The organism is Chryseobacterium sp. HR92 (assembly GCF_045689405.1).
Taxonomy (GTDB): domain Bacteria; phylum Bacteroidota; class Bacteroidia; order Flavobacteriales; family Weeksellaceae; genus Chryseobacterium; species Chryseobacterium viscerum_A.
Window position 1 is genome coordinate 1,425,589 of the sequence record NZ_CP139139.1, and the last position, 22,073, is coordinate 1,447,661.

The 22,073-nt window shown below is 37.0% G+C and carries 22 protein-coding genes; 11 read left to right on the forward strand and 11 right to left on the reverse strand.

Annotation, left to right across the window (positions count from 1 at the left end; translation table 11 throughout):
- Positions 1-48 precede the first annotated feature (48 nt).
- The 6 genes from SFA27_RS06440 (at position 49) to SFA27_RS06465 (ending at position 6,374) form a co-directional block, all read left to right on the forward strand.
- Complete coding sequence (locus tag SFA27_RS06440) at positions 49-1,005, forward strand: MvdC family ATP-grasp ribosomal peptide maturase (RefSeq protein WP_407297113.1); 957 nt, start codon at positions 49-51, stop codon at positions 1,003-1,005.
- Positions 998-2,002: an MvdD family ATP-grasp ribosomal peptide maturase gene (locus SFA27_RS06445; RefSeq protein WP_255816229.1), complete on the forward strand. Its 1,005-nt coding sequence runs from the start codon at positions 998-1,000 to the stop codon at positions 2,000-2,002. The genes SFA27_RS06440 and SFA27_RS06445 overlap by 8 nt, the downstream gene beginning before the upstream one ends.
- Before the next feature lie 260 nt (positions 2,003-2,262).
- On the forward strand, positions 2,263-3,276 hold the full coding sequence (locus SFA27_RS06450; protein WP_407297115.1) for an NAD-dependent epimerase/dehydratase family protein: 1,014 nt from the start codon (positions 2,263-2,265) through the stop codon (positions 3,274-3,276).
- Entirely contained in the window at positions 3,273-5,042 is a 1,770-nt protein-coding gene (locus SFA27_RS06455; protein WP_407297117.1) for an AMP-dependent synthetase/ligase, read from the forward strand. Before SFA27_RS06450 ends, SFA27_RS06455 begins: the two co-directional genes overlap by 4 nt.
- Before the next feature lie 128 nt (positions 5,043-5,170).
- Positions 5,171-6,229 (forward strand): diphosphomevalonate/mevalonate 3,5-bisphosphate decarboxylase family protein, encoded by a 1,059-nt coding sequence (locus SFA27_RS06460; RefSeq protein ID WP_407297119.1) that lies wholly within the window; start codon positions 5,171-5,173, stop codon positions 6,227-6,229.
- Position 6,230: 1 nt separating this feature from the next.
- Complete coding sequence (locus tag SFA27_RS06465; protein ID WP_407297121.1) at positions 6,231-6,374, forward strand: hypothetical protein; 144 nt, start codon at positions 6,231-6,233, stop codon at positions 6,372-6,374.
- Positions 6,375-6,619: 245 nt separating this feature from the next.
- On the opposite strand, the gene SFA27_RS06470 is transcribed toward SFA27_RS06465, so the two are convergent.
- Complete coding sequence (locus SFA27_RS06470; RefSeq protein ID WP_264517305.1) at positions 6,620-6,940, reverse strand: GIY-YIG nuclease family protein; 321 nt, start codon at positions 6,938-6,940, stop codon at positions 6,620-6,622.
- 423 nt (positions 6,941-7,363) lie between these two features.
- Here SFA27_RS06470 and SFA27_RS06475 point away from each other — a divergent pair, with 423 nt between their 5' ends.
- Positions 7,364-7,804 carry a nuclear transport factor 2 family protein gene (locus SFA27_RS06475; RefSeq protein ID WP_407297123.1) on the forward strand — a complete coding sequence of 147 codons (441 nt, stop codon included), beginning with the start codon at positions 7,364-7,366 and terminating at the stop codon, positions 7,802-7,804.
- 24 nt (positions 7,805-7,828) lie between these two features.
- A complete protein-coding gene (locus tag SFA27_RS06480) occupies positions 7,829-8,206 on the forward strand; it encodes a VOC family protein (protein WP_407297125.1) in 378 nt (125 codons plus the stop codon).
- A 3-nt stretch (positions 8,207-8,209) separates the two neighbouring features.
- On the opposite strand, the gene SFA27_RS06485 is transcribed toward SFA27_RS06480, so the two are convergent.
- Together SFA27_RS06485 and SFA27_RS06490 are read right to left on the reverse strand one after the other, a co-directional pair.
- Positions 8,210-8,593, reverse strand: coding sequence for a DUF1634 domain-containing protein (locus tag SFA27_RS06485; RefSeq protein WP_047378474.1), 384 nt, complete (start codon positions 8,591-8,593; stop codon positions 8,210-8,212).
- Positions 8,593-9,423 carry a sulfite exporter TauE/SafE family protein gene (locus SFA27_RS06490; RefSeq protein ID WP_047378473.1) on the reverse strand — a complete coding sequence of 277 codons (831 nt, stop codon included), beginning with the start codon at positions 9,421-9,423 and terminating at the stop codon, positions 8,593-8,595. The genes SFA27_RS06485 and SFA27_RS06490 overlap by 1 nt, the downstream gene beginning before the upstream one ends.
- 97 nt (positions 9,424-9,520) lie before the next feature.
- Here SFA27_RS06490 and SFA27_RS06495 point away from each other — a divergent pair, with 97 nt between their 5' ends.
- Positions 9,521-10,072, forward strand: coding sequence for a DUF1543 domain-containing protein (locus tag SFA27_RS06495; protein WP_047379475.1), 552 nt, complete (start codon positions 9,521-9,523; stop codon positions 10,070-10,072).
- A 25-nt stretch (positions 10,073-10,097) separates the two neighbouring features.
- Positions 10,098-11,210: a 5-(carboxyamino)imidazole ribonucleotide synthase gene (locus SFA27_RS06500; RefSeq protein WP_407297128.1), complete on the forward strand. Its 1,113-nt coding sequence runs from the start codon at positions 10,098-10,100 to the stop codon at positions 11,208-11,210.
- Positions 11,211-11,364: 154 nt separating this feature from the next.
- Here SFA27_RS06500 and SFA27_RS06505 read toward each other — a convergent pair whose 3' ends face one another.
- The 3 genes from SFA27_RS06505 to SFA27_RS06515 form a co-directional block, all read right to left on the reverse strand.
- A complete protein-coding gene (locus SFA27_RS06505) occupies positions 11,365-13,488 on the reverse strand; it encodes a cation:proton antiporter (RefSeq protein WP_407297130.1) in 2,124 nt (707 codons plus the stop codon).
- A 6-nt stretch (positions 13,489-13,494) separates the two neighbouring features.
- A complete protein-coding gene (locus SFA27_RS06510; RefSeq protein WP_047378468.1) occupies positions 13,495-14,061 on the reverse strand; it encodes a hypothetical protein in 567 nt (188 codons plus the stop codon).
- A gap of 142 nt (positions 14,062-14,203) precedes the next feature.
- Positions 14,204-15,112, reverse strand: coding sequence for a DMT family transporter (locus tag SFA27_RS06515; RefSeq protein WP_264518684.1), 909 nt, complete (start codon positions 15,110-15,112; stop codon positions 14,204-14,206).
- 251 nt (positions 15,113-15,363) lie between these two features.
- Between SFA27_RS06515 and purE the strand changes: the two genes are divergently transcribed.
- The gene (gene purE / locus SFA27_RS06520) at positions 15,364-15,867 is read left to right on the forward strand and encodes a 5-(carboxyamino)imidazole ribonucleotide mutase (RefSeq protein ID WP_047378465.1); all 504 of its coding nucleotides are present in this window, start codon (positions 15,364-15,366) and stop codon (positions 15,865-15,867) included.
- A 53-nt stretch (positions 15,868-15,920) separates the two neighbouring features.
- Here the strand turns inward: purE and SFA27_RS06525 are convergent, their stop codons facing one another.
- Genes SFA27_RS06525 through SFA27_RS06545 form a run of 5 tightly spaced genes read right to left on the reverse strand, consistent with a single transcriptional unit; the run spans position 15,921 to position 22,072 of the window.
- On the reverse strand, positions 15,921-17,480 hold the full coding sequence (locus SFA27_RS06525; RefSeq protein ID WP_407297132.1) for a BspA family leucine-rich repeat surface protein: 1,560 nt from the start codon (positions 17,478-17,480) through the stop codon (positions 15,921-15,923).
- 16 nt (positions 17,481-17,496) lie between these two features.
- A complete protein-coding gene (locus tag SFA27_RS06530) occupies positions 17,497-18,240 on the reverse strand; it encodes a BspA family leucine-rich repeat surface protein (protein ID WP_407297134.1) in 744 nt (247 codons plus the stop codon).
- A complete protein-coding gene (locus SFA27_RS06535) occupies positions 18,241-19,053 on the reverse strand; it encodes a BspA family leucine-rich repeat surface protein (protein WP_407297136.1) in 813 nt (270 codons plus the stop codon).
- A gap of 11 nt (positions 19,054-19,064) precedes the next feature.
- Positions 19,065-20,738, reverse strand: a complete 1,674-nt coding sequence (locus tag SFA27_RS06540) for a BspA family leucine-rich repeat surface protein (RefSeq protein ID WP_407297137.1) — start codon at positions 20,736-20,738, stop codon at positions 19,065-19,067.
- Positions 20,739-20,770: 32 nt separating this feature from the next.
- The gene (locus SFA27_RS06545; protein ID WP_052184825.1) at positions 20,771-22,072 is read right to left on the reverse strand and encodes a BspA family leucine-rich repeat surface protein; all 1,302 of its coding nucleotides are present in this window, start codon (positions 22,070-22,072) and stop codon (positions 20,771-20,773) included.
- Position 22,073: the final 1 nt, after the last annotated feature.

A 22,073-nucleotide genomic window follows, 5' to 3' on the forward strand; every position in this document is an offset into this window, starting at 1 on the left:
GTAGGGAAACTTAAACATTAAGTTTCCCTTTTTAATAAAAACCGGCAAATGATTCTCTGCATCACCCATTCACAGGATTTTTATAATATCGATATCTTTTTTGAATACCTGGCCTCCAAAAACATCCACTATTTCAGACTGAATTCTGACCGCCTGAATCATCTTCAGAAAATCAGCATTCATGAAAATTCATTTGAATTGACTGACGAGTTCGGAAATACCATTCATTCGGATGCTATTAAAGGGGTATGGCATAGAAAAGCCTGGAGAATCAGTGCTCCCGAAGAATTGGATCAGGACTATGAAAGAATCTTCCTGAATGAATACGGAAGTCTGCGTTATAATCTGATGACTGCCTTAGAACATATTCCCTGGATTAATCCTTATGAAAACGAAAAAAAGGTTGATGGAAATAAGATTTTTCAGCTAAAAGTAGCAGAAAGAAATAACTTAACCATTCCCAAAACCATTTTTTCCAATGATGAAGAAAGAATAACAACATTTTTCCATCAATACTGTCAGGGAAAAGCAATTGCTAAGCTTCATGGAGTGACAGCAAAAACCATGTCAGGAGAAAATATGATTTCCACTACGGTTATTGAAGAAGAATCTCTGGAACATCTTTCAGATATTGTTTACTGTCCGATGATTTTTCAACCCTACATTGACAAAGAATACGAATTGAGAATCGTTTATGTAGACGGTGATTTTTTCACAGGAAAGATCAATAACAGTGAAAATGCAGACTGGCGGGTTGCTCGTGAAGGCTATTTCTGGTCAGCTTATGAACTTCCGGATTTCATCAAAACCAATCTCACTTCCATGATGAACGAAATGGGACTTTATATAGGAGCTATCGATATGATCAAAGGAAGAGACGGAGCATATTATTTCCTTGAAGTGAATCCACAGGGAGAGTGGGGAATGCTTCAGAAAGAACTGGGATTTCCCATCGCAGAAAGAATTGCCGATAATCTTATCAAAAGAATCAATTTCCATGAATAAAATTTTAATTATTACCCATACCGCAGATAATTTTTCTATTGAAAAAGTAACAGAATACATCGGAAAAAATGGCTGTGAAGTCATTCGTTTTGATGTTGATATCTATCCTTTACAAAACAAACTGTCTACCATTTTTCAGGATGGGGAATGGATAAGTTTTCTTGAAACTCCAGATGCAAAACATCGTTTGGATGATATTTCTGCCATATGGTACAGAAGAGCTTACAATATCGGAAAAGGCCTGAGAGAAGAAATGGATTCTAAGTTTTACGGTGCAGCAATGGGAGAAATCAGAAATACACTTTTCGGTTTCTTTGAATCTGTGGATGCTTATTCTTTAGGTAAGCCAAGTGTTTACAGAAGACTCGACAGCAAAGAAGAACAATTGAAAATTGCAGATAAATTAGGGCTGACCATTCCGGCCACATGCCTTACCAACAATCCCGATGAAGCCAGAAAATTTATTCTGAAACATCAGAATGTGGTAGCCAAAATGCAAACCGGTTTCGCCATCTATGAAGACGGTGTTGAAAATGTAGTGTTTACCAACGTTGTCAGCGAAGATAAACTGGAAGAGCTTGATTCCTTGTTATACTGCCCTATGCAGTTTCAGCAGATGATTCAAAAGAAAAAAGAACTTCGTATTACCATTGTAGGAAGAGATGTTTATGCATTTGAAATAGACTCCCAGCAGTCCGAAGATGCTAAAGTAGACTGGAGAAAAGATGGGATCAACCTCATTGATAAATGGAACAGAACAGAACTTCCTGGAGATGTGGAAGCAAAACTGCTTGAACTCCTAGATATTTACAATGTAGATTATGGAGCAATCGACATGATCGTTTCCCCTGAAGACGAATATTATTTCATCGAAATCAATGCAGCAGGAGAATTTTTCTGGCTGGATAATCTTACAGAAGGAAACCTTATTTCCAAGAGCATTGCAGACGTTCTTTGTGACAAAGCTCCAAGAAGAAATAATGAGGTAATGGCTTAGAAAATAGAGCATTTCTTATCATAGAAGTCCTGAAAGTTGCACATTCTTTCAGGACTTTTAAATGTAATGATCTATTGTAATTAAAATTTTTCTGGTTTGTTGATTTCTGAGTGATAATATTGGTTAAATAAAGTTGAATTATGCTTTAAAAATCGCAAATTTGCAAAAGCAGTTTTTCTGAGGAATTTTTGCCGGATCCGGAAGAATTGCCGGATAGAAAATATTGTTATATTTTAGTCAGTAATCAAGTAAAATAATTAATGATTTTTGTAACGGGTGCTACCGGAATTCTGGGAAGAATAATTGTACTGGAACTTCTTAAAAGAGGTAAAAATGTACGTGCTTCCAAAAGACCGGGCAGCAATTTAAACGAAGTAAAGCATTCATACAGCTTTTATACGGAAAATCCCGACGATTTTTTTAATAAGATCGAATGGGTAAACGTAGATTTTGATGATCTCGATTCTCTGACAACAGCACTGCAAGGTGTAGATGAGGTGTATCATTGTGCTGCAAAAGTGAGCTTTCATCCCAAAGATGAAAAAGAAATGTACCGTACAAACATTAAGGGTACAGAAAATCTCTTGTTTGCCTGCGAAGGATCAGACGTTAAAAAATTTCTTCATGTGAGTTCTGTGGCTGTTCTTGATAATTTCAATGAAAAAGGAGAACTGGATGAAGATTCTGATTTTAATCCAAAACTGGAACATTCTGCCTATGCTATATCCAAACATTTATCTGAAATGGAAGCATGGAGAGCCTCAGCAGAAGGCATGAATGTCGTGATTATCAATCCGGGAATGATCGTGGGAAGTGGAAACTGGAATCAAAGCAGCGGTGAGCTTTTCTCTACTTTTGAAGACAATGGCTTTACCTTTTCGGGAGGTTCTGCGTATGTTGACGTAAGAGATGTTGCCAATACTGCCATAGGATTAATGGAAAACAATCTTTTCGGAGAACGTTTTATCATTGTTGCTGAAAACAACAGGTATGCCGATCTGGCAAAACAGGTCAGAACCCGTCTGGGACTTAAAGATGCCCGAATTCTTTCACAATCTGTATTAAATATCGGAAGAATAGCCAATACCCTTTTCGGATGGCTGATTCCCAAACTGAAAATGGTTACCAAATCAAATATTGAAGCCATTTCTTCATTCAACACCATTTCCAATCACAAAGTCAAAGAAAAACTGAACTATCAGTTTATTCCTGTAAAAGAAAGTATCGACTTTCACCTGAATAATTATATTAACGACAAAAAGCTGAAGAAATGAATCTTGCAGAGGCAATTATCCTTAAAAATGTAGAAAAACATCCTATAAAAGCAGCTATTGGATTTAAAAAGAAAGATGCTGCCTGGAAAGAGCTGAGCTGGAAAAAATTCAGTGAGGTTATTTTTAAAACAGCCAATGCCTTAAAGGAGGCTGGAGTTCAGGAGAATGACAGAGTCGCTATTTATTCAGATAACTCGTCCGAATGGATGATTGTTGACCTGGCTTCAATGGCCATTGGTGCAGTTACGGTGCCTATTTATTCAACCAATAATGCTGAGCAGGCAGAGCATATCATTAACGATTCCGGAGCTAAAGTAGTTTTAGTAGGAAACCAAATGCAGTATGATGCTTGTCTTGAGTTTTTACATAAAGAAGAAAACAATCTTGAAACCATTATTGTCTCTAAAAAAGCAGTGTGGATCAAGAAAGAATTCAATAGTTTTTATCTTGAAGATTTTATTGCAAAAGCTTCACCAGAACTTGAGATCTGCAAGAAAGAAAATGATGATACTGCCACTTTAATCTATACTTCCGGAACAACAGGAGTTCCGAAAGGGGTAATGCTTACCCATGGAAACTTCATCAAGGCATTCGATTCTCATTTTGAATTTTTTAAATTTAAAAACTTTGAAGAAGAACTTTCATTGGCATTTTTACCATTAAGTCATGTTTTTGAGAGAAGCTGGAGCTTATTATGTTTATATGGTGGTGCCCGAGTATATTTCCTGGAAGATCCTAAAAATGTAGCCAAAGCACTGGAAGAAGTAAAACCTACTGCTATGTGTGCAGTACCAAGATTTTTCCAGAAAGTATATGCCGGAGTTCTTGAAAAAGCGGAAGAAGGCTCATCATTAAAGAAAAAAATATTTGACTGGGCCCTTAAAACCGGTTGGGAAACTGCTGAATTGAGAAGAAATGAAAAAACGATTCCTTTTGGATTAAAATTCAAAGAAGCCGTTGCGGATAGATTGGTTTTCAGTAAAATCAAAGAGAAAATGGGCGGAAGACTTTGGTTTTTACCTTGTGGAGGAGCTTCATTGTCACCGGAAGTTACCCGTTTCTTTGAATCAGTAGGAATTCATGTAACAGTAGGATATGGATTAACGGAAACTACCGCAACACTGACGCTTTTTCCTCTGACTCATTTTGAACATGGAACAAGCGGGAAACCTTTACCAGGTGTAGAAATGCGTATCGGAGAAAATGATGAAATTCAGGCCAGAGGTAACGGAATCATGAAAGGGTATTACAATAAGCCTGAAGAAACCCAGAAAGTATTCACGGAAGACGGATGGTTCAAAACTGGTGATGCAGGAAAATTTGATGATAAAGGAAATCTGATTATTACAGACAGAATCAAAGATCTGATGAAAACTTCCAATGGAAAATATATTGCTCCTCAACAGATCGAAAACCTTTTGACCAATAATAATTTCATTCAGCAGATTATGCTGATTGCAGAGGGAAGACAGTTTGTTTCAGCATTGATCGTTCCTAATTTTGAGTTTTTACAGGATTATATCAAGAAAAACAATATTCCTTTCACCAATTGGGAAGACGCTGTAAAAAATGAAAAGATCATCAACCTTTATAAAGAGAAATTAAAAGAATTACAGAGCCACCTGGCAGACTATGAAAAAGTGAAGAAGTTCACTTTGATGCCGGCAGAATTTGATATCAATACAGGCGAAATTACCCCTACATTGAAGGTCAAAAGAAATGTAGTGATCAAAAAATACGCAGACATTATAGAAAAGATGTACTAAAAATTTTAATCCCCTGTTTTTCACGTCAAATACAAATGAAGATGTGAAGATTCCCCTCCCTTGGAAGGGTGGCGAAAATTCAAAGAATTTTTGACAGGGTGGTTCAAAATACTGACTTAAATTAAACTATGACGACACAAGATTTTATAGGAAAAGAAAATTTCACCATTCATACCCAAACGGTTTCAGAAAGCTGTCCGTCTAATATTGCTCTGATTAAATATTGGGGGAAATATGCTGATCAGATTCCTGCCAACCCAAGCATCAGCTATACATTAAACCATTGTAAAACTAATACTTCAATGGAGTTTATTGCAAATGAACCTTTTTCAGTAAAGACTTTTCTGGCCGGTAACGAAGAAGTGAAGTTTGCTGAAAAAATTGAGAAATATTTCAAAAATATAGAACAGTATCTTCCATGGATTTTAAAAGGGAAATATGTTATCAGAACAGAAAATACATTTCCACACAGTTCCGGGATTGCAAGTTCAGCTTCAGGATTTGGAGCGATTGCAAAATGTCTGATGGCACTGGATACTTCATTTACAGAAAAAACTTCTGAGCAAGAGTCTTTGAGAAAAGCTTCATTCTTAGCAAGATTAGGAAGTGGAAGTGCATGCAGAAGCTTATACAGCGGTCTTGTTGTATGGGGGGAAACTGATGAGGTAGAAGGAAGTTCAGATCTGTTTGGACTACAATATCCGGATGCTGAAATTCATGAAGTATTTAAAAACTTTAACGACTGGGTATTGTTAATTCATGAAGGACAGAAGAGTGTTTCTTCAACAGTAGGACACGGTTTGATGAATACCAATCCTTACGCAGAAAGAAGGTTCCAGGAAGCAAGAGAAAACTTTGTACCAATGAAAGAGATCCTGAAAAACGGAGATATGGAACGTTTTATCAAGCTGGTAGAACACGAAGCACTTACATTACACGCGATGATGATGATGAGTGATCCTGCTTTTATCCTGATGAAAACAGGTACATTGGAAGTCATCAATAAAATCTGGGATTTCAGAAGAGAAACCGGATTGCCTTTATTCTTTACGTTGGATGCAGGAGCTAATGTTCACCTTCTGTTCCCGAACAATGGCTCTGAAGAACAGATTAAAACTTTCATTGAAGCTGAGTTATTACAGCACACTCAGAAAAACGGGGTAGTGAAGGATGTGATGAAATTCTAGTATGAAAAAGAAGAAAATTTATATTCTCATTATTGTTACGATTGTTTTATTATTTATATTTTTTGCTGAATATAAAGTAGGGACAGAAACAGGAAGCTGGGGCAGAAACAGGACGATTAATTGGGGATGGAACTTTGGATTCTGATAAAAAATAATATTCAACAGGAGTGGGCTTTGGCCCACTTTTTTAGTATAAAGGAGCTAGGATTTCTATGCGATGGTTCTTTCATACAGATTTGTTTGTTTTCACTTTTGTCATTCCGTAGGAATCTAAGCAAAGTATAATTGATGAGTCTGGATTCCTACGGAATGACAAAATTCGTGTTTTATTACACATTCAGTTCATAATATGTAATGGTTGGTATTCTTAGAAATTTATAACTTATTGTATTAAGACCAGTTTTCAAACAAATAATTCAAAAATTCTAAGTTAGGATTCACCGTTCTTATAAGCTCTAGTTTTTTAGCTCTTGCCCAGTTTTTAATTTCTTTTTCTCTCGCAATGGCATGATGAATCCAATTAAATTTTTCGTAGTAAATTAGAAATTCAAGATTATATCTTGCTGTAAAGCTGCCAGGATTCAGCTTTGTTTTGTGCTGATACAACCTTCTATGAAGATTACCTGTTACTCCTGTATATAAAACTCTTCTGCTTTTGTTGGTCAAAATATAGATATAGTAGGTATGTTTACCATTTAAAAATTCTATCATTTGTGCGTTATTTTTACAAAAGTTACAAAAAATGTTTTTGAAAATTTATTGTTTTATGATTGAATTTGTTTCCTATTAGAAGGTACAAATGCTTCTATTTTATGTGAATATCCAGTTTCTACGGAGTGATAAAAAACCTAATAAGAAGATAAAACAACCATACTGTCATTCCGTAGGAATCTAAGCAAAGTATGGGATAAGAATGTTTTTATATTAAAATTGGTTAGCCTGGATTCCTTCGGAATGACAAAGGCAGATGATATCAACAATTAAAATGATACAAACAAAAGTTGCCATTCTAAGGAAGTTAAAATAAATACTGTGTAAAAGGAAGATTACATTTATGGGCAAGTATTTGAAATTGAAGAAAATCGTTTAGCTGAAACATTATTTTCCCTATTTTTATTTCTTAAAACGTATTACATGAAAAAAGTCGCTGGTATTCTTTTACTGTTAAGTGCTGTTTGCTTCGGGCAGCAGAATCAGGATATTGAAAAACCTATCCGTAACTTATTCCTTGGCATGAAAAATGCAGATCCTGAGCTGGTAAAATCAGCCTTTGCTGAAAATGCCGTTCTTCAAACAATCACGAAGGATGGTACTGTAAAAAGTGACAGCATATCAGATTTTGTTGTTTCGGTTTCAAAATTTACAAAGGGAGATCTGGATGAAAGAATTATTGTAGAAGCCATTCATACGGATGGAAATCTGGCTAGTGTATTTACGCCTTACTCTTTTTATTTAAAAGAAAAATTATCACATTGCGGGGCTAATAGCTTTCAGTTGGTGAAGCAGAATAACGAATGGAAAATCCAGTATATTATTGATACGAGAAGAAAGGATAACTGTAAAGAAATACAGTGATAAAAGTAATTTAAAATATAAAAAATGAAAATTCATCATATTGCAATCATCTGTTCAGATTATGCCGTTTCAAAGAAATTTTATACGGAAATTTTAGATCTGAATATCATCCGGGAAGTATACCGTGAAGAAAGACAGTCTTATAAACTTGATCTCGCGATCGGGGACTATTATGTGATAGAGCTGTTTTCTTTTCCCAATCCTCCTCAGCGTCCATCACGTCCTGAAGCATGTGGCTTAAGACATCTCGCTTTTTCCGTTGAAAATGTTACAGAAAAACGAAATGAATTGATAGAAAAAGGGCTGAGCTGTGAAGAAATCCGGATAGATGAATTCACGGGGAAAGAATTTTTCTTCACCCAGGATCCTGATGAGCTGCCGTTAGAATTTTATGAAATGTAAGAATTAGTGGGCGTAGCCTGCAAAGAAGCTTACAGCCATAATTGCTAAAACAATTGAAGAAATGACTACATACACGTAGTCTTTTTCTTTTAAATAGCCTATTAAAGCAAAAACAATTCTCATCAAAGGAGTGAAGATCAACAGAAGAATTCCCAGTTGAATAATAGCCATTCCCTCTCCTTTGCACAGGGAATTCCAGAAATGTCCCCATACTTTTTCTGAAGAAGTACCTACCACAAGGCTTGTGTATTTTTCGGGCATTTTAAAACCCTCAAAGAATAACTTGATAAAACCAATCAGGGAGGTTGCCACAGACAGAATAACACCCAGTCTCAGAAGGTTTCCTACGGAGCGGTTCAGATCTACATCTGTAAAATTCTTTTTCATTATCTGAAGCTTTTGTTGATACCGTTATACATCATGTAAATTGACAGAATCGTGATAACAATGGCAAAAAATACTTTTAATTTTTTGGTCTTTGATACCATCAGCGTTTTTGAGCCGATAAAACTTCCGATTACAACTCCAATTAAAACCGGAGCTACAATCACAGGAATAATTTCTCCTCTCTGGAAATAGATTAGTGCACTGGCAACAGCCGTTACTCCAATCATAAAGTTACTGGTTGTTGTAGATACCTTGAAAGGAAGTTTCATCATATTGTCCATTGCCAATACCTTCAAAGCACCGGAACCTATTCCTAAAAGTCCGGACATAGCACCTGCAAACATCATCATCAAAAATCCAGGAACTGTATTTCTTGCAGAATAGTTTTTCAATACTCCTTTATCAGGGAATGTTCCGTATAATTTCAGTTTTTCTTCCAGGCTTCCTTTTACCAAAGGTTCCTGGTGATCCGGTTTCCCTTTAAGATTCAGAATAACAGTAAGAAGAAGAATACTTGCGAAAATAATTCCGATTGTATTAGGGTTAAGCATTCCCGAAACTAAGGCACCCGCAATAGCTCCTGCTGTGGTGGCTATTTCGAGAAACATCCCGATTCTCATGTTGGTAAAACCTTCTTTGACGAAAGCTACAGCCGCGCCGGAAGAGGTACCGATCACAGAAATAAGTGAAGCACCGATAGCATAATGCATTGGAACGCCAAAACCCAGCGTTAATAAAGGAATGATAATAACTCCTCCTCCTAAACCCGTAAGTGAACCTAAAAGACCAGCGGAAATTGCGCCAAGGAAGAGTATGATGATTTCTGACATACTACAAATAATGTTACAAATATAAAGTTATTGTAGTAGTCTGCCAAACATTTGAAAAAGATAAATTTAACGTATTTTTGCATGCATGAAAAATGTAATGAAATTATTTTATGTCATCCTTGGGGCAACTCCTAAAGGAAGAAATATTGAGCAGCACGATGTTTTCTTCGGAATAGCAGAGAATCTTAAAGATTTGATTCCGGATATGAAAGAGTTTTGGAAGGAAGCAGAAGGTAAAATTCATCTGGACTGTTACCAGGAAGTAAAATTTGCTGATGGCTATGAAGTGGAGATTGTAGAGAAAGGAGAAAAATCTTCAGAAGATCAATTGTTTTTCCTCAATCTGGGAGGTTATAAGCCTGGTTTCTTTGAAGAATTTCATGAGCAGCACTTAATGGTGGGGCAGTCTATGGGGGAAATTGTTAAAAGAGCAAAAGCTACCGAATTTTATCAGACGATGGGCTTTGAAGGCGCTGTAAGCCATATTGATGATAAGCATGGAGTAGATATTGATGATATTTTCAATGTAAGTGATATCCTTCCTGCCTATATGAAAGAAAAATATACGATCGTTCTTAAAAAATCTGATGCAGAAAATCAGGAAAACCCGATGGGGCTTGGGTATTTAAAAATCGATAAAATTCAATAAGAAGTAAATTTAATAAAAATAAAAAATGAAAATAGGAATTCTGGGAGGCGGACAGCTGGGAAGAATGCTGATACAAAGTGCACTGAAGTATGACGATGAGTTTTATACTCTGGATCCGGCTTCTGATGCGCCATGTCATAATATCTCGTATTTTACACAGGGAAATTTTAATGACTACGAAACGGTTCTGAACTTCGGAAAAGATAAGGATGTTGTAACCATTGAAATAGAACACGTAAATGCTGATGCACTGGCAGAACTTGAAAAACAGGGAATAAAAGTGGTTCCCAATGCCAATATCATCAAAACAATCCAGCAAAAAATCCTTCAGAAAGAATTTTATAAAACCCATGATATCCCAAGCCCTGAATTTCAGGTAGTGTGGAACAGTGATGAAAAAATTATCATGCCATTGCCGTTTGTTCAGAAAATGAATACAGGTGGATATGATGGAAAAGGAGTACAGGTCATCAGAACAGAAGAAGATTATCAGCACTTATGGACGGAAGCTTCTGTCATTGAAAGTCTGGTAGATATTGAAAAAGAGCTTTCCGTTATTGTGGCAAGAAATGAAAAAGGAGAAACCAATATTTTCCCGGTCACAGAAATGGTTGCTGATCCAAAACTGAACCTTTTAGACTTCAATGTATGCCCGGTTCTTTTAACGGAAGATGTTCAGAGCCAGATTGATTCCATTACAGAGAAATTTTTAAATGCTGTGAACTCTCCGGGATTATTTGCCATCGAATTATTCCTTGATAAAGAAGGAAAAGTATGGGTGAATGAAACCGCTCCAAGACTGCACAATTCAGGACACCAAAGCCAGGAAGGGAACACGAACTCGCAATTTGAGCAAATGTACCGTGTGGTAAAAAACTTACCTTTAGCAGATACCGATGCCATCACTTACAGCGGAATGCTGAATCTGGTAGGAGCAGAAGGATATGCCGGAAAAGTAGTATATGAAGGAATGGAAGATGTTTTGAAGCTTCCTGAAACCTATATTCACTTATATGGAAAAACAGAAACGAAACCAGGAAGAAAAATGGGACATATCAACGTTCTAGCTGATTCCAGAGAAGAGCTTATGGAAAAGCTTATCATGGTGAAGGGGATGGTAAGAGTAATTTCTGAGTAATATCAGTTTAAAATAATAAAAGGGAGCCGTTTTTAAATAGAAACGGCTCCCTTTATTTTGTTATATAATCACTCAAATTGTTTGATAATTTAATAAAAAAATGATTATTCAGACATAGATAACTTCCATCATCCTTCTTCCAGCTTCCATCCTCTTATTTAAAAATCTTCTGAATCACATTTCCAATTTCCACAAAGTCTCCGTGATTTCCTACAGAACGTATTTCCGGACTGTTTTTATCATATTCTGAGAAAGGGAAAATCAGAAGGTAATTGTTATCATTCAGATTTCTGTTCAGAAGTTCCGGGATCAGCCTCATTCTTGGAATATAAGATTTCATACCACGTTTTGCCATTAGAATAATCAAGGCTTCATCATCTTTCAATTGGGCAGCAGTTCTTTCGCCGTCCTGCCAGGTATTCATGATAATAAATTCAGCTTCTATATTGGCTTTTTTTATGATTTTCTGAAGAATATCAATAATATTTTCCGGAGCATAAAAGACAACCGTAGCACCGGAATTTCTGGCAATATTCCAGACTCTCAGCAATGCGTGGAAGAATCCCGCTTCCTGATGAGCATTTTCAGGAATCATCACGGCATATTTTTTAATGGTAGAAAGTGGTTGTGCAGCATGATATACCAATACATTCACATCGTCATTCTGTAGATAACCGTTGTAAAGATTGTAAATGAAAGATGGAGAGAATCCTTTTTCATCCTCCAATCCGATGATGAGGTCTGTGATTTTCTGTTCTTTAATCACATTATTTACCCCATTGATGACATCATTGTCATATCTTTTTAAGGCTTGTAGTTTCACATCTGCGGCTGCGGCTGCATCTGCTGCCTGATGAAGAAGCTTTTCAGCATTCTTTACTGAAGATTCATTTTTATCTTCATTGATGACATTCAAAGCAAACAGATCTTCAGTATTGGAATGCGCTTTGATCAGAATTCCTAGATTTACCATTCTCTCAACAGTTGCCTCATGATTAATGGCTAAGAGAATATTCTCTTCCTCATGGGTATTTCCCGAAACAGTATCTTCATTATCACTTTCAGCAATTTTCTGAGCACTTGCCATAGAAATGAAAGAAGAGATGGTACATGAAATAAGGATCAGTAAAATACTTCCATTCAATACATGTTCATTCAGTAATCTTACAGGTTCTCCGGTTTCGGTTTCAGAAAGGATAATGTTGTATCCTACCATTACAGATGCCAGTGTTGCAGCTGCGGATGCAGAACTTAATCCAAAGATAAGTTTTCCTTCCTCTTTGGTCAGCCTGAATGTTTTCTGAGTCGCCACGGCAGAAAGATATTTTCCACCGATAGAAGCTACCAGCATAATTCCCGCTACTTCCAATGTTTCCCAGCTTTTGAAGAACACTTTGAAATCAATCAGCATTCCTACACTGATCAGGAAGAAAGGAATAAAGATGGCATTTCCCACAAATTCAACTCTGTTCATTAAAGAAGAAGTGTGAGGGATAAGTCGGTTTAAAGCCAATCCGGCAAAGAATGCTCCAATAATCGCTTCCACACCGGCCAGTTCAGCAAGCATGGCAGCCAGATAAATCATGACCAATACGAAAATATACTGTGAGATTTTATCATCCACTCTTTTGAAAAACCAACGCCCTATAATAGGAAATACAATAAGTACAATTAAAGCAAACACTACAAATGAGACGGATAATTTAACCCAAAACTCTGTTCCAACATCTCCTTGAGACATTCCCACAATCACAGCCAGTACCAATAAGGCCAGGATATCTGTGATCATCGTACCTCCAACGGTGATATTAACAGCTTTATTTTTCGCAATTCCTAACTTACTCACTAACGGATAAGCAATAAGAGTATGAGATGAAAAAAGGCTGGCAAACAGAATAGAAGTCAGCATTGAAAAGTGAAGAAGGTAGTAACCTCCCAAATATCCCAGTACAAAAGGAACGGTAAAAGTATAAATACCAAAAGTGAGACTTTTCCATTTATTCTTTTTAAAATCTCCCATATCAATCTCAAGCCCTGCCAGGAACATGATGTAAAGCAATCCGGTAGTTCCCGTCACAACAATGCTGCTATCCCTTGATAATACATTGAATCCGTTCGGACCAATAACGGCTCCGGCGATAATAAGTCCCAGCAGGTGTGGAACTTTAATTTTATTTAGTAGCAATGGCGCTGCCAGGATGATGACCAGTACCAACAGGAACTTAAGTACCGGATCTTCTATGGGAAAACTCAGGTTGTGTATACTCAGTAAAATCATAAGTGTTTATTTTGTGGAACGTACTAATTCAACAGAGAACTTGGCGGTACAGCCATCCGATGTGATGGTTCTTGTTCCTTTGATCTTGTTGTCCGAAATATCATTAAGAAGAACGCTCATTTCTACATTTTTTTTGGCCGTAGAATCTGTTTTGAAAGACAATCTGATCTCATTATTTTCAAATTTGCCCGTATACAGCCTTACCAGATTATTGTTATTGATAATTTTGGTAATAGGCTGGGTAGAATCGTTATCGAATTCCCATATGTCAGTACGCTGGTCACCCACAGCATATTCACTGCAGTTAGACTCTGTACAGATGACCTTTCCGTTCCATGGACCGGAGATTTCCGTGGGCCAGGCAGCAGCAATCACCACAGAATCTTTTTTGGCGAAAATACTGTCCCTCATTTTCAGAAGCGACTGATATTCGGATTCTTTCTTAGCGAATACTTTTTCTTTTTCTAATAATTGCTTCTCTCTGTCTGTCAGATTTTTCTCCTTCTCTTTGTAATCACAGCTTACAAGTAGAAAAGAAGAGACCAGAAATAAAAAAAATGTGTTTTTCAGCATATTGTATCGGTTGGAGTATACAATATAGGAAAAATGGAGAGAATATGAAACCCCATCTGAAACGGATCCTGTTTTAATTACATTTAATAATTTAAAAAACAGCCGGATAGATTGGGTGAGATTTTTGATATTATTTTCGGCCTTAAGACTCGATTCTTTGCCTTTTAAACATCCCCGGTTTGTAATTAATAATAAAAACACCACAGATGATCATTACAGCGGCGAGGATAAATTTAAATGTCACTTTTTCATCCATAATCAGCCAACCCAGAAATATCGCAATAATGGTATTGATATAGGCAAGGATAGAAACCTGTACCGGTGAAATTTTTGTCAGTGCATAGTGAAACGCAAAGAAAGCTGCTACGGAACCAAAAACAGAAAGGTATAACATTGCTGAAATACTTTTAATAGTCCAGTTTCCGAAGTTATAATTTTCAGAGAACAGGAAGGCAAGAATAATTTGGACAACTCCTGCGAACAAAAACTGATAAAACAGGTTCAACGTTATATTTCCGCTCTGGATATTTAACTTCTTGGTAAAAATAGTTCCGGAAGCCCAGCCTGCAATAGCGCAGAAAAGGAAGATCATCCCCATTCTGTAATCAGGGTTGGCCAGATCTTTAAGGCCGTCCCAGAAAATAAAAAGAATTCCGCTGAAACATAGCAGAACACCGCTAAGGGCCCGCAAACTGAATTTCTGTAATCCTACAGCCACACTTCCAAGGAACACGAGAATAGGTGAACATGCACTGATTAGTGAAGCAAGGCTGCTTGAAACAGTTTCTTCAGCCACAGTAGTCATTCCATTAGCTACCACCAGCATCAGGGAAGCGAAAATAATCTGATATCCCAAACTTTTCCAGCCAATCCACTTGAATTCCTTTCTGGAAAGTAGAACAACAAGCATAATAATAGAAGCCAGAAACTGACGGATTCCCGCTACAAACCATGCAGGAATTGTTTCCACAGCCACACGTATTGCTAAAAAGGTAGTTCCCCATACCATAGCAACGGTAATAACAGCAAAAATGAGTTTATAATCTTTCAACGTAAATAAGTAGTGTAACAAACAAATGTAGAGGTTTTAAAATGATTATGATGGATACAGTTGTTTCAATTTTTGATGATACAGATTGAGGGAGGAAGGGTGGTGGTTGTATAGTTGCTAGTTATCTGGTTGATGCTTAGTTTAGTTTAATTGAGATATTTAATGGATTTTAAAGAACCTCCAGCTTCCCTTTCCCCAGCTTCCAGCTTAAATTTTTATTTTTTATCTTTGGACATCTAATAAAATTGAAGATGGTAGGAATTATTATGGGCAGTCAGAGTGATCTGCCGATCATGGAACAGGCTGCAAATTTTCTTAAAAGCCTTGATATCCCTTATGAACTCACTGTAGTTTCAGCACACAGAACACCGGAAAGAATGTTCGATTATGCAAAAACTGCTCAGGAAAGAGGTCTGAAGGTTATTGTAGCAGGAGCTGGAGGAGCAGCGCACCTTCCCGGAATGGTGGCAAGCTGTACAACACTTCCTGTGATTGGAGTTCCGATCTTGTCCAGTAATTCTATAGACGGATGGGATTCTGTTTTATCTATTCTTCAGATGCCCGGCGGAATTCCGGTGGCTACCGTGGCGTTGAACGGAGCTTTAAATGCAGGAATTTTAGCAGCAAAAATTTTAGGAAGCAGTAATGAGGAAGTAGCTGCAAAACTTCAGAAATATCAGGATTCCTTAAAAGATAAAGTTTTAGGAACGGTAGATGATATCAAAGCCCAGCACCCTAATCATTTTGACAAATAGTTGATCTTAATACTCAAAATAAAAGCCTCACTTTTCAGCGAGGCTTCTTTGTTTTATTTCTTGATGAATTTTGAAGAGATTGTTTTATCTTTCAGAATGAGTTGTAAAATGTAATTTCCTTTCGGTAATGATCCTACATTAATCATATCCCTATTAGGGTTTCCTTCAAGTACCAGTCTTCCAGCTGCATCAAAAATTCTATACTTTTTAATGTCACTTAGTCCTTCAATATGAATATCATCCACAGCGGGATTGGGATATAGTGAAAGTTTTTTATTCAGCTTGACTTCTGATGAAGACAGTAAACAGTTTCCTACTGTATCACCGGACATCATCCATCCTTTGCTGATGAGAATATTCCTTTTATCTGCGGCATTGGAAGCATAAGTCAAAGGGGTTACAATATCTAAATCAACATTATTGGCAGTATCAGGATTATCTGCCCATCCTGCGAGTGTTTTACTGAAATTTTCACAATCCATTCCTGTCTGCATAAAAGCCTGGGCTCCATTATTAACGCTGGCAAGATTCCAGCTTGCAAGGGAATGATTAAAGTTGGGTGTTTCCTTAAGAATCTGGTCTATTCTGGTAACCTTGGTCATATCCCAGTTTTCAAGGGAATGACTATAGGCCGTGCAGCCATGAATAGCATGGGCCATATTGGTAATTTTAGACGTATTCCAATTATTTAAGGATTGATTGAAACCGGAATCAAAATGGAACATAAAACGAATGTCTTCAAGACTTGAGGTATCCCAGTTATCCATGGGTTGATTATAGTTTGGACAAAGAGCAAACATCCATTTCATATCAGTGACATTCGAAACGTCCCAGTTGTTCAATTTTTGATTAAAAATCCCTCTTCCTGCAAACATAAAACTGAGATCAGTTGCTGACGACATATTCCAGCTATTAAAATAAGGAGGATTGAACTGATCGGGTATTGAAGTATTGATACTATCAAAGATAATAGAAAACATAAATCTGAATTTCTTAATCTTAGAAGTATTCCAGTTTTGCATGGAGCTTGCGCCTGTAAAGGTTTTTGCACCGTAAAACATGTAAGAAGCATCTTCAACATTACTAAGATCTGGAATATCAGTTGCAGTGAGCTGAATCAGTTTACATTGGCTGAAAGCACTGTTCATTGTTGTCCAGGCAATATTTCCCCATTGTTCTATTTCCAGTATTTTATCTGCACTTCCGTTGATCTGCCAGACCGGAAAAATCTGATCCGGAAGCTGAACCTCCTGTACATCTCCAAATTTTATGTGTTGAAAAACTCCATTCCCATTACTCACTTTTACTCTATATTTTGCATCATTCTTTTCTGCCATTGATGTACCGAAATCAATAAAAACCTGTTTTGTAGAGGTTATATTGGTAAGAGAACCATTGTGCTGGGGATAGTCTACCTCTTCCCAATAAATATCATAGTTTTCGCCAATTCCGGGAAACCATATCTGTTGGTCATTTGCCTGATAGGGTGCACTTACGGTGATAGGCTGTATTACAGTAGAGGCAGGTTTCCAGATAGTGATAAATTCATTCTGGGCTTTCACAATGAATATCAGCAGAATAAAAAAGCTTACCACAATTTTTTTGAATACCATATGGATGATTTTATAGTTATTTCTTAATGAATTTTGAAGAAACTGTTTTTTCTTTCATGATCAGTTGTATCATATAATTTCCTTTTGGCAGAGAGCTTACATTGATCAGATCATTATTAGGATTTCCTTCCTTTACGAGTCTTCCGGCAGCATCGTAAATTTTATAACCTTTCATACCAGCTAACCCTTCAATGTGAATATCTTCAACGGCCGGATTAGGGTAGAGCAGAGGTTTTTTATTCAGTTTCAGGTCTGATGAAGACAATAAACAGTTTCCTACTGAGTCACCATTGATGACCCATCCTTTATTGATAAGAATATCTCTCTTGTCAGATACATTTGAGGCATATTTAAGTCCGGTTACCATACCTAATCCAACATTGTTTGCTGTATTGAAATTATCGGCCCAGCCCAGAAGTGTTTTACTGTAATTTTCACAATTAATACCTGTTATATTTAAAGCGCCATTACCATCGATAACAGAAGCTAAGTTCCAGTTTCCTAACGGTTGATTAAAACTTGAAGCACCGTTAAGAATCTGATCTATTTTTGTTACTTTAGTCATATCCCAGCTTTCTAAAGATTGATTGAAAGATGTGCATCCATGGAAGATATGCGCCATATTGGTAACCTTGGAAGTATTCCAGTTCAGTTGCTGATTAAAAACCGGGATCATATGAAACATGAAATGCATATCTTCAAGACTGGAAGTATCCCAGTTGTCCAGACGCTGATTGAAGCTAAGACATTGGCCAAACATCTAGCTCATATCCGTCACATTAGAGACGTCCCAGCTATTAAGAGTTTGGTTAAAGTGAGTTCTGTTTCCAAACATATAGCTTAGATTCGTAGCAGAGGACATATTCCAGCTATCAAAATAAGGTGGGTTAAACTGATCTGTCAGTGTAGCAGGCGTTACATCAAACAAAAGCGAAAACATAAAACTGAAATTCTGGATTTTTGAAGTATCCCAGTTCTGCATAGAGCTGGCACCTGTAAAACTTGTTGTACCGTAAAACATGAAAGACGCATCTGCCACATTAGTAAGATCAGGAATATCTTCTGCCGTAAGCACCATGAGTCTGCACAAACTAAATGCACTGTTCATAGCTGTCCATGAAATATTACCCCACTGTTCTATTTCTAATAATTTATCTGTACTTCCGTTGACCTGCCAGATGGGAAAGAGTTCGTCAGGAGTTAAGAAAACCTGGGGAGAACCAAATTTTATTTGTTTGAAAGAACCGTTGCCATTACTTACTTTTACTCTGTATTTTGCATCATTCCCATCTGCGATGGATGTTCCGAAATCAATGAGAACCTGCTTGGTAGAAGTAACGTTGGTAAGTGTACCATTGTGTTGGGGATATCCTACTTCCTCCCAATATATGTTATAATTTTCACCAATTCCGGGAAACCATATTTGCTGGAGGCTTGCCTGATAGGGCGCATCTACATTTACTGCTGGTATTGCAGTGGATGCCGGCTTCCAAATCGTAATGAATTCATTTTGTGCTTTCGCAACGAAAACCACCATTAGAAAAATGAGGGTAGGGATTTTTTTTAATAGCATCTCGTTTATGGTTATTTTTTGATGAATTTTAAGTTTTGAATATCTTCTTTTGAAGAAAGCTGTAAAATATAGCTTCCGGGAGCTAAAGCCTGAACATTGATCTGTTCATTCTCCAGATTTCCACTTAAAACAATTCTTCCGCTTAGGTCAATAATTTTAAAGTCTTTTGCACGGGAATTTTTTACATAAATAATATGGGTGGCAGGGTTCGGATATATGCTGAGATCACCTTTCACCTTTACATCAGAAGTCCCAAGGAAGGATTGACATTCTCCGTTATATGTATCTCCACTGATTGTCCAGCCTTTGTTGTTAATCAGATAGTTTCTGGCAGTTATTGCTGCATTATGGGAATAAGTAAGAGGTGAAACTGAAGATAGGTTAATATTATTTGGTGTCGAAGAATTCAGACTCCAGCCATACAGTATGCTGTCATAGTTCTGGCAGTTCAGTGCAGAATTTTTAAACATATTAGTGGCGTACAGTAAAGAACCCAGATTCCAGCTTCCTAAATTTTGATTAAAAACAATTGCATTACTGAACATGTTATTCATGTTTTTTACTAAAGCTACATTCCATTTTCCTATATTCTGATTGAATTTTTTAGCACCATTGAACATATCCTGCATCCATTGTACTTTTCTGGTATCCCAATTGGAGATATTGCTGTTAAAATTCTCAGCATTATTAAACATACCACTCATAATGGTAGCACTGCCTGTATTCCATTGAGATATATCTTGATTGAAAGTCTTTGCTCCATTAAACATATGATTCATTTCAATAATTTGTGAGGTATTCCAGCTTCCGAGTGGTTGATTGAAATTTATAGCATTGGAAAACATGAATTCTGCATCAAGATTACTAGACATATCCCAGTTTCCGATGGGTTGATTAAACTGTGCAGCTCCACTAAACATAGCCGTAGTAGCAGTTACTTTGGAAGTGTCCCAGTTGGCCAGAGGCTGATTGAAAAGCTTTGCCACACTGAATGTTATCCCCATCATGGTAACATTGGACGTATTCCAGTCTCCAACCGGCTGATTGAATACAAAACACCCTGAAAATGTTCCCAGCAGCGTTGTTACATTGGAAATATTCCAGGTGTTGATACTGGAGTTTCCTACTAAGCTATAACAGCCTAAAAACATGTGGGACATATCAGTTACCTCTTTCAGATCAGGAATATCTGTTGCTGTAAAATCTAAAATTTTGCACGCCTGAAATGCCTGTTCCATAGAAGACCACTGAATATTTCCCCATTGTTCTATCAATTGTATTTTATGAACATCTCCTACAATTCCGTTATCATTAAACATATCCCAGTCGGCAAATCTTATCTGGTGAAAATTTCCGTTTCCGTTACTTATTTTTAACCGGTAAGTGGCATCTGATGGATTAGGGTTTTGAGGCACTCCGAAATCGATGAGGGTCTGATAAGCAGAAGTTACATTCGTTAAAGTGGCATTGTGAGAAGGGTAGCCTATTTCTTCCCAATAGATCTGATAATTTGTTCCTCTTCCGGGAAACCAGATTTGATTATTATTTGAGTTAACAGGAATTCCCGCATAAGGATAGGAAGGTGGGGCGAGGTTGGGTTTCCATACCGTGATGAACTCATTTTGAGCATTTGCAAAGAATATCAGCAAAAGAAAAATGAGTGTTTGGACTTTTCTTACAATCATGTTTATAGTTTTATGGTTATTAGTTTTTATTGTTATTTCTTAATAAATGGAAATGAATGAACCTTATTCTTTGTCAGGATCTGCAGAATATAATTTCCCGGAGTTAAAAGACTGACAGTAATTTCTTCGTATTTCAGATTATCTTTGGCAACAGTCCTTCCACTCATATCGGTTATAATATAGCTTACCGGATTCGGAATATTTTTCAGATAAATATTTTCTTTTACAGGATTCGGATAGATGGAGGGCTGAGTGCTGATATTCTTTTCAGAAGTTGAAAGTGTCTGGTTGCAAAGTCCGTTGTAAGTATCACCGGATATTGTCCAGCCTTTATTATTGGTTAAATAGTTTCTTGCAGCTACAGCATCATCATGAGAATAGACCAATGGCGAGGCACTTGATAGATTAATGTTATTAGGCGTTGATGGGCTCTGGCTCCATCCGTAAAGCGTTTTGTCATAATTTAAACAACTCATTGCAGAATTGAGAAACATGCCGGTAGCACTTGTTAATGAACTAAGATTCCATCTTCCAATATCCTGATTAAAAGCTGTATCGTGGAACATTTCGTTCATATTGGTAACATTTCCCGTATTCCAGTTTTGAAGATCCTGATTAAAGTTTTCAGCATAATGAAACATATGTTCCATAGTTGTCACGTTTGCTGTATTCCATTCGCCGAGAGGCTGGTTGAATCCCGTTGTATCAAACATATAGGACATATCTGTAACATTGGAAGTATCCCAGCTGCCAATTGGCTGATTAAACTGATAATCCTCACCAAACATATAATACATATCTTTAATGGTAGAGGTATTCCATGTATTGAAAGAGGAATTGCCGATCAGTGAAGTACATAAATAAAACATCTGGCGCATGCTGGTTGCCATGCTGAGGTCTGGTGCATCAGTAGCCGTCACATCCATATAGTCACAAAATACAAAAGCATTGTCAAAGCTTTTCCATTTTATATTTCCCCATTGGGCAATTTGAGTGATTTTTGAGCGGTCTGAAGCATTATAAGTGGGAATTAATGTATTGTCGAAGAATCTCACCTGATCAAAGCTTCCATTTCCGTCACTGATTTTGATTTTATAGCTTGCCTGGGCAGGAGATGGGTTTAATGGTGTTCCCAGGTTGATAATAAATTCAGTAGTTGAAGTGATATTACTCATTATTCCATTGTGTTGAGGATATCCTACCTCTTCCCAGGATACCTGGAAGTTGGTTCCCCGGCCGGGAAATTTAATGAGCTGTGCATTTTGGGTTTTCCAGATGGTGATGAACTCGTTTTGTGCCTTTGCCGGGAATATCAGCAAAAGAAAAATGAGCATT